Raw genomic sequence first — 16,292 nt, 5'->3', positions numbered from 1 at the left:
GCTGGGACGGTTCCACCGTGGTGGATTCGGCGTCCCCTGTTGCGTCCGCCCGCTGTGACCGCTGATGCTCTTGGTGTCGCACCGACCAGGACCGGACCGACCATCCGGCGTCGTGGCGGCATCCACCTTCATGCACTTACCACACCCATGCACACACTCACGGGGGAACACCCATGCCCAACCACACCCGAGCCCGCCCGCTCACCGTACTCGCCGCCGCGGGCCTCGCCCTCGGCTCCGTGCTCGCCGTCCCGGCGGGCGCCGCCACCAAGGCGCCCGGCTTCCTCTCGGCCGCGGACCTGCCGCCCCACCCCACCTCGTCCTGGACGGCCGGCAGGGTCACCGCGGGCGTACCGGAGGAAGTGGAGGTGGACAGCTGCCTGAGCATGGCGCTGCCGGGCCACGACTCCTCCTGGCACCGCGACTTCCGGACCGACGTCGACGCGAGCGCCCGTCAGATCACCGTCGTCCTGCCGGACATCCGCTCGGCGAAGGGCCTGGCCGCACGGCTGAACCAGGACATCCGGTCCTGCCCGGCGTGGATCGAGCAGAACGACCCGGAGATCGACGCCGCCCTCGAGGACTACGGATCGCTGCCCGTCGAGGAAAGCGCCCACGTCTACGGCCTGCACACCGAGGCCTCCTGGGGCGCCACCGACATCCGCCTCCTCTCGGTCGGCCGGGACGGCCGGACGGTGACGGTCGTCGACTGGGGCCAGTTGGGCGACTTCGACGACGCGCCGGTGAAGGCCTTCAAGAAGACGACCACCACGGCGGTGACCAAGCTCCACTGACCGCACGACCATCGAAAGGACCGGGGCCGCCCTCCCGCACGGGGGTCGGGCGGGCGGCTCCGCGGCGGCAGCGGCTACGCCGGCCGCAGCCGCAGTGTCAGGACCTGGAACGGCCGCAGCTCGAACGCCAGGGGGGATTCGTGCAGCGGCCGTTCCAGTAGGTCGGTCACCTCGGCGCGGGAGACGGCGAACCCGGGCGTCAGCTCGGCCCGCGCCCGGCCGCCCCGGGACTCGTACAGCCGTACCACCACGTCACCGCCACGGTCCTCGGCGAGCTTGACCGACTCGATCGTCACGGCCGGGTTGTCGACCCTGACCAGAGGGGCGAGTTCCGGCGCCTCGGCCATCCGCAGCGGCAGGTTGAGCGCCAGTCCTTCGGTTACGGCGTCTCCCACGCCGGCGTTCGGCAGCAGCGCGTACGTGAAGCGGTGCGTGCCGAGATCCGTCTCGGGATCGGGGCTGTGCGGGGCACGCAGCAGTGTCAGACGTACGGTCGTGCCCAGACCGTCGGCGTGCGGAGTACGGGTGACGTCGTGGCCGTACGTCGAGTCGTTGAGGACCGCCACGCCGTAGCCCTCCTCCGCGACCCTGAGCCAGCGGTGGGCGCAGATCTCGAAGCGTGCCGCGTCCCAGGACGTGTTGGTGTGCGTCGGGCGGTGCACATGGCCGAACTGGATCTCCGCGGTGGACCGTTCGGCGTGCACGTCGACGGGGAAGGCGGCCTTCAGCACCTTCTCCGACTCCTGCCAGTCGACCTCCGTCACGATGTCCAGGCGGCGGCTGACCGCCGTCAGCCGGATCTCCTGCGTGATCCGGGACTTCCCGAACGTCCGCGTCACCCGCACCGCCGCCCTGAGCGGCCCGCTCTCCACCAGTGCCACCAACTCGGCGTCCGTCAGGTCCGTGTGCCGGCGCCGGTAGTGCCGGTCGATGTCCCAGGCGTCCCAGGCGTTGGGATGGTCGGGATGCAGCTGGAGGAGATTGCCGGGGGCCGACAGCACCTCACGGTCGGCGGCCAGGTCGTGGACGGAGGCGAGCAGGCCGTCGCGATCGACGCGTACGCGCAGCCGGGAGTTCTCCAGCAGGAGCGCGTCGCCGTCCCGTTCGGCCCGTACCTGCCCGGCAGGGGTGTCCGTCACTGGAGCGGTCCCGAGCCCCGGCACGGTCACCACGCCGTCCCCGACCATCTCCGTCCGCTCGTACGGCGACGCGTTCAGCACCACCGGACCGCCGCCGCCCGGCCCCAGTGCCCGTACCGCCTCCGCCGTGATGTCCTCCAGCTCCGCCAGCACCCGCGCGTACGTCTCCCGGGCCTCCCGGTGCACCCACGCGATCGACGACCCGGGCAGGATGTCGTGGAACTGGTGCAGCAGCACCGTCTTCCACAGCCGGTCCAGGTCGCCGTACGGACAGGTGTACGACGGGACGCGCACCGCCGCCGTCGCGCACCACAACTCGGCTTCCCGCAGGGCGTGTTCGCAGCGCCTGTTGCCCTGCTTGGTCTTCGCCTGCGTGGTGTACGTCGCCCGGTGCAGCTCCAGGTACAGCTCGCCCGACCACACCGGCGCCTGAGCCCCGTACTCCTCCTCGGCGGCCGCGAAGAAGGCGGACGGCCGCTCGACGGTGACTCGTGGCGAGCCCTCCAAGGAGCGCAGCCGGCGGGCCTTCTCCAGCATCTCGCGGGTGGGGCCGCCGCCTCCGTCGCCCCAGCCGAAGGGGACCAGGGAGCGGGTCGCGCGGCCCTTGTCGGCGAAGTTTCGCTCCGCGTGGGCGAGTTCACGGCCGTGGAGCTGGGAGTTGTAGGTGTCGACCGGCGGGAAGTGGGTGAAGACGCGGGTGCCGTCGATGCCCTCCCACCAGAAGGTGTGGTGGGGCATCCGGTTGGACTGGTTCCAGCTGAGTTTCTGGGTGAGGAACCAGCGGATTCCGGCCAGTTTCGCCAGCTGCGGGAAGGCGGCCGTGTAACCGAAGGAGTCCGGCAGCCAGATCTCCTCCGTCTCCACGCCCAGCTCCTCGGCGAAGAACCGCTTGCCGTGCACGATCTGCCGGGCCAGCGCCTCGCCGCCCGGCATGTTGGCGTCCGACTCCACTCACATGGAGCCGACCGGCGCCCAGGTGCCGTCCGCCACCGCCCGCTTGATCCGCTCCCAGATGTGCGGCTGGTGCTCCTTCACCCAGGCGTACTGCTGCGCCTGCGAGCAGGCGAACACCAGCTCCGGGTAGTCGGCCGCGAGCGCGGTGACGTTGGCGAAGGTGCGCGAGGCCTTGCGGACCGTCTCGCGCAGCGGCCACAGCCACGCCGAGTCGATGTGGGCGTGGCCGGTCGCGGAGATCCGGTGCGCGCTCGCCGAAGCCGGCCGGGACAGTACGTCGACCAGGGCCGCCCGGGCCGCCGTCGCCGTACCGGAGACGTCGTGCAGGTCGAGCGCGTCGAGCATGTCCTCCAGGGCGCGCAGGATCTCGTGCCGCCGCGGCCGGTCCGTGGGCAGCTCGTGCATCAGCTCCGACAGCACCTCGACGTCCAGGACCAACTGCCACACCTCTTCGTCGAGTACGGCGAGGTCGGCAGAGCGGAATCGGTAGATGGGCCCATCGCCCGCGGTCAGGACGTCACCCAGGTGCGTAGGCTCGAAGCCGTGCAGGACGGCCGGGTTGGCCGCCGCCTCCAGGAGCAGATGCACCTGCTCGCCTCCGCTCGCGGGGGACGCGACCGGGAGGTGGCGGTTGCGGGGATGGATGCCTTTCAGGGGCACGCCCGCGGCGTCGTACAGCAGCCCCTCGGCCTGGAAGCCGGGCCCGTCGCCGGTGAATCCGGGGTCGATCACCGCCTCCACGCGGCGGCCCGCCCACTCCTCGGGCACCTGCCCCGCCAACCGGAACCAGCTCGTCGACCAGGGCTTTCCCCACGCCGTGCCGGTCGTGAAGGGCTCGTAGGCGGCCTGCACCGCCTGGTCCACCGGCACCGGCTCGCCGGGCACATGCCACACGGACAGGACCAGCGGCACGCGCGCCGCGTACCGGGCGGGCCGTACGAACTGCCTGAGGGCGCGCTCCAGGCGTGCTTCCACCAGAGTTCGATCGTCGTGCACGGCGGCTCCTCGGCGGCTCGGGAGACACAGTCGAAGGTTCATCTACCCGGACGGCGGGGGCGCATCCGTGGCCGGCGAAGGGGCCGACGGAGGCGCCGGCAGCTTGGCCGAACACCTGGTCGTCAAGGACTCGACATGACTGCCGCGTGTGCAGCGGGGCATGGATCCCCGTGAACGTGTTCGAGCAGGAGGGGAACCGACATCGGCACGCGGGCGGGGGTCATGAAGAGGCAGGCACGAGGAGGCGGTCCCATGGCGATAGGGGCCTTCTCGGTGGAGACCGTGGGGGACAACGCCGACAACGCCGAAAGCGCCGGGGAAGAGGCTCCGTCGCCGCAGCTCAAGCGCAGACTCGGACGGGCGGACCTGGGGGCGGTGCCCGAGGCACGCAAGGCGCTGCGCGAGCTGCTACGGCACTGGGGCAGGCCCGGACGATCGGAGATCGCGGAACTGCTGACCAGCGAACTCGTCACCAACGCGCTCATTCACACCGACCACGACGCGGTCCTGACGGCCACCGTCGGACCCCGTGGGCTCCGGGTGGAGGTGCGGGACTTCGTGGCCCACAGGCCCACTCTGCGCGTACCGAACGCCGACGACGGTACGCACGGCAGGGGCCTGATCCTCGTGCAGTCCCTCGCGGACGCGTGGGGCGTGCGGGCGCACGGGGTGGGGAAGGCGGTGTGGTTCGAGCTGGACGCGGGGGTTGCCTGACGGGGCATCAACAGACGGGCCATCAACAAACGGGAGGGGGGAGCGGCTCGAAGAAGCCGCTCCCCCCTCCCGTGATATTCGGCGGGCCTAGCCGAACTGCTGCTCGAGGTCCTTGAGCTTGCGCTCCAGGGAGTCGAGGCGCGGCAGGGCCATTGTGTCGTCCTCCGCGGTGAGGTCGACGGTGACCGGGTCAGATCCGCTGCGGACGGGCTGCAGGGAGGGCCGTTGGCGTACGGGCGGCAGTTGCTCCGGCGCCGATATGGCAGGCTCCGCGGAGACTCGGTCGGAGGCCCGTTCCAGGGTGGTCTGTGCCTCCAGCTGCCGGCCGCGGCCGACGAAGCCGCGGTGGCCCCGGCTGATCGCCTTGAGCTGCGCGCGCTCCACGCGCTCCTGCTCGCGCCGGCGCAGTCGGGCCGCTTCCTTCTGACGCTTGTCCTCGCGCACCTCGTCGACCGCCTCGTCCAGGCTGCGCACGCCCTCCAGGAGCATCAGCGACCAGGCCTTGTACGTCTCGCGAGGCGCCCGCAGCCAGCGGACCACGCGGATCTGCGGCAGCGGACGGGGCACCAGGCCCTGCTCGCGCAGGGCGGCCCGGCGGGTCTGCTTCAGCGCGCGGTCGAACAGCACGGCCGCCGACAGGGACATGCCGGCGAAGAAGTGCGGGGCACCGTCGTGGCCGAGGCCCCTGGGCGCGTGCACCCAGTTGAACCAGGCCGCGGCGCCCGCGAACGTCCATACGAGTATCCGGGAGCCGAGCGCCGCGTCACCGTGGCTGGCCTCGCGCACCGCGAGTACGGAGCAGAACATCGCCGCACCGTCCAGGCCGAACGGGACGAGATACTCCCAGCCGCCGGACAGGTTCAGGTTCTGCTGGCCGAAGCCGACCAGGCCGTGGAAGGAGAGGGCGGCGGCCACCGCCGCACAGCAGAACAACAGGACGTAGGAGGCGGTGCCGTAGATGGCCTCCTTGCGCCTTCGGCGCTCCTCGCTGCGTTCCCACGAGTCGTCCGCGCTCGCGTTCTCCCCGGAGGAGCGCTTGCCGCGCGCGAGCACCGCCACCGCCGCCAGCATGCCCAGGAGCAGTACGGCGCCCGGAAGCAGCCAGTTCAGCGATATGTCGGTCAGTCTCATCTGGGGTCCCTTGCATTGGGATAGGGCGTAACGCCCGCCATAGTGACCCAATCCCACCGGCCCTCAGAGGGTTTCGGGGCAAGAGGCCGCCAAGGAAGTGCAAGGGGATGCCCAGGGCGACGTTCTGCTCGAACTGCCGCTTGAGGGGCGGGAGTTGAGTTCGAATAAGACTACCCGTACGGGTGGTTCCTCGGAAAGTTCCTGAGACTGGTGAGGAAATTGTGAATTGCCTGTTACCTGGGCGGGAGTCCTGCTCGCGGGATCTTACGGGATGCCCCAGTGTGCTCGGCTCTGAGGGTGGCTCAACCGGCAGCGGCGGCCGTGAGTTTGGTGACGCGGTCCGCGTCGCTCGTCCGCGGGCAGGTGACGCAGGTGTCCTCCGGCTCCAGCGTGTAGAACATGCAGCAGCTCGCCCGGTCCCGGGTGGGCAGCGACTCGCCGTTCGGACCGGTCAGTTCACGGAAGGCGGCCGAGCCGACGTAGGGCTTGGTCACGCCCGGCAGGAGGAGTTCCAGCTCGCGCTCGGCCCGCCGTTGCTCGTCCTCGCCGAGCAGCTCCGCGACATACCAGAGGCTCTCCACGATCTCGTCGGTCACCATGCCCCACAGGGCGCGGCCGCGGCGGCGCATGCGGGGGCCGAAGCCGGCGAGGACGGGTTCCATGTGCTCGGCGACGGCCGTGCGGACCGCGGCCCGCAGGGCCTCCTCGTCGGGGACGGGGCGGGCGCCGGGGAGTGTCGCCGCGGGGTCGTCCGGCAGGCAGGCGAAGGGGCCGGGGCGTAGGGCGAAGGCCATGGGGCCCTGTGTGCGGTCGTACGAGACGTTCGTCACGGGGTAGCGGGGGACTCGGCGGTCCAGGAACCAGGGCGCGGTGATCAGGAGGCAGGCGGGCCAGGCGTAGCGGTGCAGGCCGAAGCCGGCGATCACGTCGGGGCGCGCATGGCGGCCGTGGTCCCGGAGTACTTGTGCGTCGTCCCACGCGAGAAAGGTGTCGAGGCCGGGGCCGCCTTCCGCCAGGGCGGTCGCGGCGACCCAGCCACCGCCTTCGGGCGCCTGCTGGTCGGGGGTGAGCTCCGTGACGGTCAGGGCCGGGAGGGCTTGGGTGACGCGGGTGTACGCGGCCGTGACGGGCGAGTGGGGGCTTGACATACGGGACCACCGATTCGCTGACGTCTTGAGGTAAGGCTTACCTTATCGAACATCATTGGGATTTGAACTGGTGGCTTCTGCGCCTAAGGTGCTTGACGGACGAGTAACAAGCCGCCGTAATGACCCCAAGTACTGACACGTCCGGAGGAGAAGCCCGTGAAGCAGGGTGTGCAGGGCTCCTCCGGGGTGGGGGCGGTGCGGGTGCCGTCGCAAGCCCGGGCCGCGGACGTGGATCGGGAGCGGGGCGCCGCGGCTGGGGCCGCACGGGGTGAGCACACCCATAGCGAGCAGCCGATACCGTGCCCGGGCGACGAGCGTGCTCGTCCCGCTGTTCAGCGGTCGTCTGTGCGGGGGCAGATCGTCGACGCCCTGCGTACCGCCTTGGTGACGGGTGAGCTGCGGCCCGGCGAGGTGTACTCCGCTCCCGCGCTCGGTGACCGCTTCGGGGTGTCCGCGACTCCTGTGCGGGAGGCCATGCAGCGGCTCGCGCTGGAGGGTGCGGTCGAGGTCGTGCCGAATCGCGGGTTCCGGGTCGTCGAGCGGGGGGCGCGGGAGCTGGCGGAGCTGGCGGAGGTGCGGGCGCTGATCGAGGTGCCGGTGATGCTGCGGCTGGCCGGTACGGTGCCGGCCGAACGCTGGGCCGAGCTACGGCCCCTTGCCGAGGTGACCGTTCGGGCCGCGTCCTCCGGGTGCCGGGCCACGTACGCGGAGTCCGACCGGGCCTTCCATCGCGCGCTGCTCGCGTTGGCGGGCAACGAACAGCTGGTCCAGATAGCGGAGGACCTCCATCGACGGGCTCAGTGGCCGCTTGTGGGCGGACCACCCGGGGCGCGGGGGCGGGCGGAGCTGCTGGCGGACGCGGCAGAGCACATGGCGTTGCTGGACGCGTTGATCGCGCGGGACGTGGATGTGGTGCGGGAACTGGTGGGGGAGCACTTCGCCGGAGCGTCGTGAGGCCTTGACGGGCCTCACGACGGCTGCCTTCACCGGTCAGGGTTACGCCGTCGCCGCCGGCGGAGCCAACTGGCCGGCCAGCCAGGTCGGGACGCCGCCGAGCAGGCGGAACAAGCGGCGGGCCTCCTCGCGGAGGCGGGACGCCTCCGGTTCCGCTTCCGCGTCTGCCAGGGAGGCCAGTGCCGGGGCCGTACCGACCAGGTAGCCCAACTCCTCACGGATCCGCAGGGATTCGGTGAAGCCGTGCCGGGCCTCCGTCAACTCGCCGTCCCGCAGGGCGAGTCCGGCCAGGTGGCGCCAGGTGAAGGAGAGCAGGAGCGGGTCGGCGTGGGCCGTGGCGCCCGCGTGCGCGCGGCGGTAGGCGGCGCGTGCCGCCTGGGGCGAGCCGGTCAGGTTCTCCGCCAGCAGGCCCCGGCGGAAGTCCAGCAGGGCCCGCTGAGGAGATCCCGGAGGGATCAGCGCCGCCGCTCGGCCGAGCGCCGCCCGAGCCTCGTCCGCGCGGTCCCGTACGCCGTGCAGCGTCGCCGCGTACGCAAGTTGCCCGCGTTCACAAGCGGCCGCGCCCCGCTCGTCGTCACTGTGGGCCAGCGCCTCGGCCGTGCGCAGCGCGTCCTCGGCCTCCTCCCAGCCCTGCTCCGTGTACAGGCAGCGTTCCACGAGCAGGGAGGCCCGTTGGAGCGAGGCCGGCGCGGTGACCGGTTGGAGCAGGGCGGCCGCGTCGCCCCAGCAGGCGCGTGAGCGCAGCCGCCATACCGCGGTCTGGAGTGGATCGTCACCGGCGGTCGTTCCGTTACCAGACATGGCGGTAAGCGCCACGTTGCCCTCCCCGAGCACGCCATCGAGCTGTTGAGTGGTGGCGGCATCTCAGCACGAATCGACGGGCCTGGCCAAGGGGGTGGGTGAAGGATTTCACAAAGTCGTGGGACTTAGGGGGCCCTGAGGTTTCAGCTCATGCGCAGTGCCAGGAAGAAGTCCAGCTTGTCCTCCAGCCGCGACAGGTCCCGACTCGTCAACTGCTCGATCCGCCCCACTCGGTAGCGCAGCGTGTTGACGTGCAGGTGGAGCCGGGTCGCGCAGCGCGTCCACGAGCCGTCGCAGTCGAGGAAGGCTTCCAGGGTGGGGATCAGTTCGGCGCGGTGCCGGCGGTCGTAGTCGCGCAGGGGGTCCAGGAGGCGGGCCGTGAAGGCTCGGCGGACGTCGTCCGGGACGAAGGGGAGCAGCAGGACGTGGGAGGCCAGTTCCTGGTGGCCTGCCGCGCAGACCCGGCCGGGACGGGCGGCGGCCACCCGGCGCGCGTGGCGGGCTTCTTCCAGTGCGCCGCGCAGGCCCTCCGCCGAGTGGACGGACGCGCTGACGCCCAGTGTGACCCGGCCGTCGTCGTCCAGGCCGGCCGACAGGGGATCCCGTACGGATTCCAGGAGCACGTCGGCGACGATGCCCGCTTCCGAGCCGTCGTGTTCCGAGGAGACCGCGGGAAGGGGTACGAGTGCGATGGCCTCGTCGCCTGTGTGGGCCACCGCGATGCGGTCGGAGGGCTCGGGGCCCGTGGCGAGCGGGTCCACCAGGATTTCCTCCAGGAGGGACTGGGCCACCGGGCCGCCTTCGAGGTCTCCGTCCTGCCATTCGACTCGGGCCACGACCACCTGCCAGTGCGGGGCCGCGCCGAGGCCGGGGAGGAGTACGGGGGCGGCCACCCGGAGGCGGGCCGCGATCTCGGCGGGGGGCGCGCCGGCCTGCACCAGTTCCAGGACCTCCTGGGCCAGGCGGCGGCGGACCGTGCGGGCCGCGTCCCTGCGGTCCCGTTCGACCGCGATGAGCTGGGTGACGCCCTGGAGGAGGTCCAGGCGTTCCTCCGGCCAGTCCCCGGCGTCCGCCTCGACGGCCAGCAGCCAGTCCGACAGGACCGTCTCCCGTACGTCCCGGGAGGCCTGCGGGGAGCGGCCGCTGCTGCGGACCGGGAAGAGGGAGTACGTCGTCGAGCCGAGCGTCGCCCGGTGGGGGCGGCGTCGGCCCGTGCGGACGGCCGCCAGGTGTTCGGCCGCGAGTGTCGCGCACACGTCGGCGGGCAGGCCGGGGGCCGCGGCCTTCGGGCCCGCGATCAGGCGGCCCGCGGGGGAGAGCACCCAGGCGCGCAGGTCCAGGTCCGAGCCGAGCAGGTCCAGGACCACGTCCGGGCCGCCGCCCGCCGGGCCCGACGTCATCATCCGGCGGTGCCGGTCGACCACCGCCGCGAGGTCTCCGGCCCGCTCGCCCGAGACCTGCCGTACGACGTGTTCGGTGATCGTCGCGAAAGCCACTGATTCGTGCACCGCGAAGAGCGGGAGGTGGTGGCGCGCGCAGGCGACCACCAGGTCGTCGGGGATGTCGCCCAGTTCTGCCTCGCCGGCCGCCAGGGCGGCCACGCCGGCCTGCACCAGGATCCGCACGAACGGCTCGGAGTCGGCGGCGTTCCGGCGCCAGGCCAGGCCGGTCAGGACCAGCTCCCCGCCCGAGAGATAGCGGCTGGGGTCCCTCAGGTCGGTGGTCATGACGCCGCGGACGGTGCGGTCGAGCTCGTCCTCGCCGCCGAGCAGCCGCAGGCCCAGCGCGTCGGTGTCCAGCAGTGCGCGCAGCCGCATTCTCGTCGCCGCCGTTCTTTGTCTCGAAATCTACGATGAGTCGTGGAGGGTGTGGGGTGAGGGGCCGTTCGGCGGGGTGGTGAGCGGTGCCGCCGTCGCCGTGGCTGCTTTCCGGCTGTGGCCCTGGTCACACGCGGTGTGGCTCGCGTTTCCACGGGAAAACAGGGGGGTTTCTGCCGGCCTCCGTTCATACGAATCTACAAGATGCCCGCCCTGGCCAGCCAACTCCTTCATGGTTTCCGTGACTGACCCGGTCGGCGCACGGCGCTGTGTACTGGCCCCACTGAGCGTGAACAGCACATGAACGAGCCGGGCCCGCCGCACACGGATTGGCTCAATCCGCACGATCCACGAGACGAAGAAGAGAGCCGGTCATGGACTTCCTTCGCCCCGCCAGCTGGGAGGAGGCGCTCGCCGCGAAAGCCGAGCACCCCACCGCTGTGCCGATTGCGGGCGGCACCGATGTGATGGTCGAGATCAACTTCGACCACCGCCGGCCCGAGTACCTCCTCGACCTGACCCGCATCGGCGACCTCTACGAGTGGGAGGTCGGCGAGGAGAGCGTGCGGCTCGGCGCCTCCGTCCCGTACACGAAGATCATGGAGAACCTGCGCACCGAGCTGCCGGGGCTCGCCCTCGCCTCGCACACCGTCGCCTCCCCGCAGATCCGCAACCGCGGCGGCGTCGGCGGCAACCTCGGCACCGCCTCCCCGGCCGGCGACGCCCACCCCGCCCTGCTGGCGGCCGGTGCCGAGATCGAGGTGGAGTCGGTGCGCGGCTCGCGCCGGATTCCGATCGACGCGTTCTACACCGGCGTGAAGCGCAACGCGCTCGCCGCCGACGAGCTCATCCGGGCCGTGCACATCGAGAAGGCCGACGGGCCGCAGCAGTTCTCGAAGGTCGGTACGCGCAACGCCATGGTCATCGCCGTGTGCGCCTTCGGGCTCGCGTTGCATCCGCGCAGCCGTACGGTCCGGACGGGGATCGGCTCCGCCGCGCCCACGCCCGTGCGCGCCAAGGCCGCGGAGGAGTTCCTGAACGCCGCCCTCGAAGAGGGCGGCTTCTGGGACAACGGGAAGATCATCACCCCGTCGGTCGCCAAGCGGTTCGCGGACCTGTGCGCCGCCGCCTGCAACCCGATCGACGACGTCCGGGGCACGGCGAGCTACCGCCGGCACGCGGTCGGCGTGATGGCCCGCCGGACGCTGACCTGGACCTGGGAGTCGTACTGCGGCACCGCCGCCCGCACGGAGGGAGTCGCGTAATGCGCGTCAATTTCACGGTCAACGGTCGTCCGCAGGAAGCCGACGACGTGTGGGAGGGCGAGTCCCTGCTGTACGTGCTGCGGGAGCGGCTCGGTCTGCCGGGTTCGAAGAACGCCTGCGAGCAGGGTGAGTGCGGGTCGTGCACGGTCCGGCTGGACGGCGTGCCGGTGTGTTCCTGTCTGGTCGCGGCGGGCCAGGTGGAAGGCCGTGAGGTCGTCACGGTCGAAGGGCTCGCGGAGTACGCCAGGCAGCGGGCATGTGGCTCCGAAAAGTGTGACACTTCCGCGGAATGTGGCACATCTCTGGATGAGGCCAAGCAGTGGGCCGCCAAGGGACAGGACTCCCAGACCGGCGAAAGCACCCAGCTCTCCGCCATCCAGGAGGCGTTCATCGACGCCGGCGCCGTGCAGTGCGGCTTCTGCACCCCGGGTCTCCTGGTCGCAGCCGACGAGATGCTCGAGCGCAACCCGAACCCGACCGACGCGGACATCCGCGAGGCGCTGTCGGGCAACCTGTGCCGCTGCACCGGCTACGAGAAGATCATGGACGCGGTCCGCCTGGCGGCCGCCCGGCAGTCAGAGGCGGTCTGAGCATGCCCACCAACGGCGCACCCACGAAGATCACCCAGGGCTCCCGGACCAAGGGCGGCATCGGCGAGTCCACGCTCCGCCCCGACGGCACCCTCAAGGTCACCGGCGAGTTCGCGTACTCGTCCGACATGTGGCACGAGGACATGCTCTGGGGGCAGATCCTGCGTTCGACGGTCGCTCACGCCGAGATCGTGTCCATCGACACGAGCGAGGCGCTCGCCCTGCCGGGCGTCTACGCCGTCCTGACGTACGACGACCTGCCGACCGAGGTGAAGAACTACGGCCTGGAGATCCAGGACACCCCCGTGCTCGCCCACGGCAAGGTCCGTCACCACGGTGAGCCGGTCGCCATCGTCGCGGCCGACCACCCGGAGACCGCCCGCCGCGCCGCCGCGAAGATCAAGGTCGAGTACCGGGAACTTCCCGTCATCACCGACGAGGCCTCCGCGACCGCGCCGGACGCGATCCTCGTCCACGAGGGCCGCACCGACCACCACATCGGCCATGTGCCGCATCCGAACATCGTCCACCGCCAGCCGATCGTCTGCGGTGACGTGTCGGCCGCCCGGGAACGCGCCGACGTCGTCGTCCAGGGCGAGTACACCTTCGGCATGCAGGACCAGGCCTTCCTCGGCCCGGAGTCGGGCCTCGCCGTACCGGACGAGGACGGCGGTGTCCACCTCTACATCGCCACCCAGTGGCTCCACTCCGACCTGCGCCAGATCGCGCCCGTCCTCGGCCTGCCCGAGAGCAAGGTGCGGATGACGCTGTCCGGCGTCGGCGGCGCGTTCGGCGGGCGCGAGGACCTGTCGATGCAGATCCACGCCTGTCTGCTGGCGCTGCGCACGGGCAAGCCCGTGAAGATCGTCTACAACCGGTTCGAGTCGTTCTTCGGGCACGTTCACCGCCACCCGGCCAAGCTGTACTACGAGCACGGCGCGACGCGCGAGGGGAAGTTGACCCACGTCAAGTGCCGGATCGTGCTCGACGGCGGCGCGTACGCCTCCGCATCCCCGGCGGTCGTCGGCAACGCGGCCTCGCTCGGCATCGGCCCGTACGTCGTCGACGACGTAGAGATCGAGGCCCTCGCCCTCTACACCAACAACCCGCCCTGCGGCGCCATGCGCGGCTTCGGCGCGGTCCAGGCGTGCTTCGCGTACGAGGCGCAGATGGACAAGGTGGCGAAGCGACTCGGCATGGATCCGGTGGAGTTCCGGCAGCTCAACGCCATGGAGCAGGGGACCATCATGCCGACGGGCCAGCCCGTCGACTCCCCGGCGCCGGTCGCCGAACTCCTGCGCCGCGTCAAGGCGATGCCCATGCCGCCGGAGCGCCAGTGGGAGAGCAGCGAGGGCGCGGACGTACGGCAGCTGCCCGGCGGTCTGTCCAACACCACGCACGGCGAAGGCGTCGTACGGGGCGTGGGCTACGCGGTCGGCATCAAGAACGTCGGCTTCTCCGAGGGCTTCGACGACTACTCCACCGCCAAGGTGCGCATGGAGGTCGTGGGCGGCGAGCCCGTCGCGACCGTGCACACGGCCATGGCCGAGGTCGGCCAGGGCGGTGTCACCGTCCACGCGCAGATCGCCCGCACCGAGCTGGGCGTCGCGCAGGTGACGATCCACCCGGCGGACACGCAGGTGGGCAGCGCCGGTTCGACGTCGGCGTCGCGGCAGACGTACGTCACCGGTGGCGCCGTCAAGAACTCCTGCGAGCTCGTGCGCGAGAAGGTCCTGGAAATCGGGCGCCGCAAGTTCGGCTCCTACCACCCGGCTTGGGCCACCGCCGAACTCCTCCTGGAGGGCGGCAAGGTCGTCACCGACGGCGGCGAAGTGCTCGCCGACCTGGTGGACGTGCTCGAAGGCGAGGCCGTCGAGGTCGAGGCGGAATGGCGGCACCGGCCGACCGAGGCCTTCGACCTGCGCACCGGCCAGGGCAACGGCCACGTCCAGTACTCCTTCGCCGCCCACCGTGCCGTCGTCGAGGTCGACACCGAACTCGGCCTGGTCAAGGTCATCGAACTGGCCTGTGCACAGGACGTCGGCAAGGCACTCAACCCGCTGTCCGTGCTCGGCCAGATCCAGGGCGGTACGACCCAGGGGCTCGGCGTCGCGGTCATGGAGGAGATCGTCGTGGACCCGAAGACCGCGAAGGTACGGAACCCCTCCTTCACGGACTACCTGATCCCCACGATCCTCGACACGCCGACCATCCCCGTCGACGTGCTCGAACTCGCCGACGCCCACGCCCCGTACGGGCTCCGCGGCATCGGCGAGGCCCCCACTCTGTCGTCCACTCCAGCGGTCCTCGCGGCGATCCGCAACGCGACGGGCCTGGAGCTCAACCGCACGCCGGTACGTCCGGAACACCTGACGGGCACCGCGTAACACCGGCCGCCGCCGGGCAACTGCTACACCCACGGCCACCCCGGCGCCGGCCGCACCACCACACCCCACACGTTCGTCTCGGGCCGTCCCCCGGGTCGTGCACATCCCAATCCCCTCTGAAACTTGGGAGACGGCACCATGACCCAGCAGTCACTGGAGCCCAGAACCACGGCCGAGGACGCGGGCGAAGGCACCCGCGTCCCGGCCGGCAGGTCCTGGCTCGACCGGTACTTTCACATATCCCACCGAGGATCCACGCTCGCGCGAGAAGTGCGCGGCGGCGTCACCACCTTCATGGCGATGGCGTACATCCTCCTGCTCAACCCCCTGATCCTGTCCGGCAAGGACGCCGCGGGGGCCATGCTCGGCCAGCAGGCCCTGATCACCGCCACCGCCTTCGCGGCGGCCCTCACCACCCTGCTCATGGGCTTCGTCGGCAAGGTGCCCCTCGCACTCGCCGCCGGCCTCTCCGTCTCCGGAGTCCTCGCCTCCCAGGTCGCCCCCCAGATGACCTGGCCGCAGGCCATGGGCATGTGCGTGATGTACGGCGTGGTCATCATGCTGCTCGTCGTCACCGGCCTGCGCGAGATGATCATGAACGCGATCCCGCTCGCGCTCAAGCACGCCATCACCATGGGCATCGGCCTGTTCATCGCCCTGATCGGCTTCTACAAGGCCGGTTTCGTCCACCAGGGCGAGGCGACCCCGGTCAGCCTGGGCCCTTCCGGCGAACTCGCGGGCTGGCCGGTGCTGCTGTTCGCCGTCACCCTCCTCGCGATCTTCATGCTCCAGGCGCGCCGCGTCCCCGGCGCGATCCTGATCGGCATCGTCGGCGGCACCGTACTCGCCGTACTCCTCAACGCACTCGACGTCATCGACCCGAAGCAGTGGGCGAGCGGCGCTCCCGAACTGCACGGCAGCGCGGTCTCCATGCCCGACTTCTCGATCTTCGGCGACGTCGAGTTCGGCGGCTGGGGCGACGTCGGCGTGATGACGGTCGGCATGATCGTGTTCACGCTCGTGCTGGCCGGCTTCTTCGACGCGATGGCCACCATCATCGGCGTCGGCACCGAGGCCAAGCTGGCCGACGAGCAGGGCCGGATGCCGGGCCTGTCCAAGGCGCTGTTCATCGACGGCGCGGGCGGCGCGATCGGCGGCGTGTCGGGTGCGTCGGGTCAGACGGTGTTCGTCGAGTCGGCGACCGGCGTCGGCGAAGGCGCCCGTACCGGACTGTCGTCCGTGGTCACAGGCCTGTTCTTCGCGGCCTGCCTGTTCTTCACCCCGCTGACGGCGATCGTGCCCGGCGAGGTCGCTGCCGCCGCCCTGGTGGTGATCGGCGCCATGATGATGATGAACGCCCGCCATGTGGACTGGGGCGACCGCGCCACCGCGATCCCGGTCTTCCTGACCGTCGTGATCATGCCGTTCACGTACTCCATCACCGCGGGCGTCGCGGCCGGAGTGATCTCGTACGTGGCCATCAAGCTCGCCCAGGGCAAGGCACGGGAGATCGGCGCCTTCATGTGGGGCCTGACGGCGATCTTCCTGGTTTACTTCGCCCTCAACCCCATCGAGAGCTGGCTCGGCGTGCACTAGCCGCGC

11 protein-coding genes and 1 pseudogene are annotated in these 16,292 nt (G+C 71.1%); 7 read left to right on the top strand and 5 right to left on the bottom strand.

Annotated elements, in window-relative coordinates; translation table 11 throughout:
- Nucleotides 1-173: 173 nt before the first annotated feature.
- Nucleotides 174-794 (top strand): hypothetical protein, encoded by a 621-nt coding sequence (locus tag ABT063_RS28800; protein ID WP_351062162.1) that lies wholly within the window; start codon nucleotides 174-176, stop codon nucleotides 792-794.
- Between the two features lie 74 nt (nucleotides 795-868).
- Here ABT063_RS28800 and ABT063_RS28795 read toward each other — a convergent pair.
- A pseudogene (locus ABT063_RS28795) lies at nucleotides 869-3,883 on the bottom strand (alpha-mannosidase).
- Nucleotides 3,884-4,135: 252 nt separating this feature from the next.
- On the opposite strand from ABT063_RS28795, the gene ABT063_RS28790 reads away from it, so the two are divergent.
- On the top strand, nucleotides 4,136-4,597 hold the full coding sequence (locus tag ABT063_RS28790) for an ATP-binding protein (protein WP_351062161.1): 462 nt from the start codon (nucleotides 4,136-4,138) through the stop codon (nucleotides 4,595-4,597).
- A gap of 87 nt (nucleotides 4,598-4,684) precedes the next feature.
- Here the strand turns inward: ABT063_RS28790 and ABT063_RS28785 are convergent, their stop codons facing one another.
- Together ABT063_RS28785 and ABT063_RS28780 are read right to left on the bottom strand one after the other, a co-directional pair.
- Nucleotides 4,685-5,728, bottom strand: a complete 1,044-nt coding sequence (locus ABT063_RS28785) for a DUF2637 domain-containing protein (protein ID WP_351062159.1) — start codon at nucleotides 5,726-5,728, stop codon at nucleotides 4,685-4,687.
- A gap of 302 nt (nucleotides 5,729-6,030) precedes the next feature.
- Complete coding sequence (locus ABT063_RS28780; RefSeq protein ID WP_351062157.1) at nucleotides 6,031-6,876, bottom strand: (2Fe-2S)-binding protein; 846 nt, start codon at nucleotides 6,874-6,876, stop codon at nucleotides 6,031-6,033.
- A 156-nt stretch (nucleotides 6,877-7,032) separates the two neighbouring features.
- On the opposite strand from ABT063_RS28780, the gene ABT063_RS28775 reads away from it, so the two are divergent.
- Complete coding sequence (locus ABT063_RS28775) at nucleotides 7,033-7,830, top strand: GntR family transcriptional regulator (protein ID WP_351062155.1); 798 nt, start codon at nucleotides 7,033-7,035, stop codon at nucleotides 7,828-7,830.
- Between the two features lie 42 nt (nucleotides 7,831-7,872).
- Here ABT063_RS28775 and ABT063_RS28770 read toward each other — a convergent pair whose 3' ends face one another.
- Together ABT063_RS28770 and ABT063_RS28765 are read right to left on the bottom strand one after the other, a co-directional pair.
- Nucleotides 7,873-8,646, bottom strand: a complete 774-nt coding sequence (locus ABT063_RS28770) for a hypothetical protein (protein ID WP_351062154.1) — start codon at nucleotides 8,644-8,646, stop codon at nucleotides 7,873-7,875.
- A 128-nt stretch (nucleotides 8,647-8,774) separates the two neighbouring features.
- The gene (locus tag ABT063_RS28765) at nucleotides 8,775-10,448 is read right to left on the bottom strand and encodes a PucR family transcriptional regulator (protein ID WP_351062152.1); all 1,674 of its coding nucleotides are present in this window, start codon (nucleotides 10,446-10,448) and stop codon (nucleotides 8,775-8,777) included.
- Between the two features lie 374 nt (nucleotides 10,449-10,822).
- Between ABT063_RS28765 and ABT063_RS28760 the strand changes: the two genes are divergently transcribed.
- From ABT063_RS28760 to ABT063_RS28745, 4 genes are all read left to right on the top strand, one after another.
- On the top strand, nucleotides 10,823-11,713 hold the full coding sequence (locus tag ABT063_RS28760; protein WP_351062150.1) for an FAD binding domain-containing protein: 891 nt from the start codon (nucleotides 10,823-10,825) through the stop codon (nucleotides 11,711-11,713).
- Nucleotides 11,713-12,303, top strand: coding sequence for a (2Fe-2S)-binding protein (locus ABT063_RS28755; RefSeq protein WP_351062148.1), 591 nt, complete (start codon nucleotides 11,713-11,715; stop codon nucleotides 12,301-12,303). The genes ABT063_RS28760 and ABT063_RS28755 overlap by 1 nt, the downstream gene beginning before the upstream one ends.
- A gap of 2 nt (nucleotides 12,304-12,305) precedes the next feature.
- Nucleotides 12,306-14,690 (top strand): xanthine dehydrogenase family protein molybdopterin-binding subunit, encoded by a 2,385-nt coding sequence (locus ABT063_RS28750; protein WP_351062146.1) that lies wholly within the window; start codon nucleotides 12,306-12,308, stop codon nucleotides 14,688-14,690.
- A gap of 138 nt (nucleotides 14,691-14,828) precedes the next feature.
- On the top strand, nucleotides 14,829-16,286 hold the full coding sequence (locus ABT063_RS28745; protein WP_351062144.1) for an NCS2 family permease: 1,458 nt from the start codon (nucleotides 14,829-14,831) through the stop codon (nucleotides 16,284-16,286).
- Nucleotides 16,287-16,292: the final 6 nt, after the last annotated feature.

The sequence above is a fragment of the Streptomyces sp. NPDC002838 genome, from assembly GCF_040295365.1.
In the GTDB taxonomy this organism is placed as follows: domain Bacteria; phylum Actinomycetota; class Actinomycetes; order Streptomycetales; family Streptomycetaceae; genus Streptomyces.
The sequence above is the reverse complement of the archived record's forward strand: the minus strand, read 5'-3'. Positions and strand labels throughout refer to the sequence as shown.

What these genes read in the sequence shown, in the direction of transcription:
- ABT063_RS28800 (WP_351062162.1), top strand. Translation starts at nt 174, where the DNA reads ATGCCCAACCACACCCGAGCCCGCCCGCTCACCGTACTCGCCGCCGCG.
- ABT063_RS28790 (WP_351062161.1), top strand. Translation starts at nt 4,136, where the DNA reads ATGGCGATAGGGGCCTTCTCGGTGGAGACCGTGGGGGACAACGCCGAC.
- ABT063_RS28785 (WP_351062159.1), bottom strand. Translation starts at nt 5,728, where the DNA reads ATGAGACTGACCGACATATCGCTGAACTGGCTGCTTCCGGGCGCCGTA.
- ABT063_RS28780 (WP_351062157.1), bottom strand. Translation starts at nt 6,876, where the DNA reads ATGTCAAGCCCCCACTCGCCCGTCACGGCCGCGTACACCCGCGTCACC.
- ABT063_RS28765 (WP_351062152.1), bottom strand. Translation starts at nt 10,448, where the DNA reads ATGCGGCTGCGCGCACTGCTGGACACCGACGCGCTGGGCCTGCGGCTG.
- ABT063_RS28760 (WP_351062150.1), top strand. Translation starts at nt 10,823, where the DNA reads ATGGACTTCCTTCGCCCCGCCAGCTGGGAGGAGGCGCTCGCCGCGAAA.
- ABT063_RS28755 (WP_351062148.1), top strand. Translation starts at nt 11,713, where the DNA reads ATGCGCGTCAATTTCACGGTCAACGGTCGTCCGCAGGAAGCCGACGAC.
- ABT063_RS28750 (WP_351062146.1), top strand. Translation starts at nt 12,306, where the DNA reads ATGCCCACCAACGGCGCACCCACGAAGATCACCCAGGGCTCCCGGACC.
- ABT063_RS28745 (WP_351062144.1), top strand. Translation starts at nt 14,829, where the DNA reads ATGACCCAGCAGTCACTGGAGCCCAGAACCACGGCCGAGGACGCGGGC.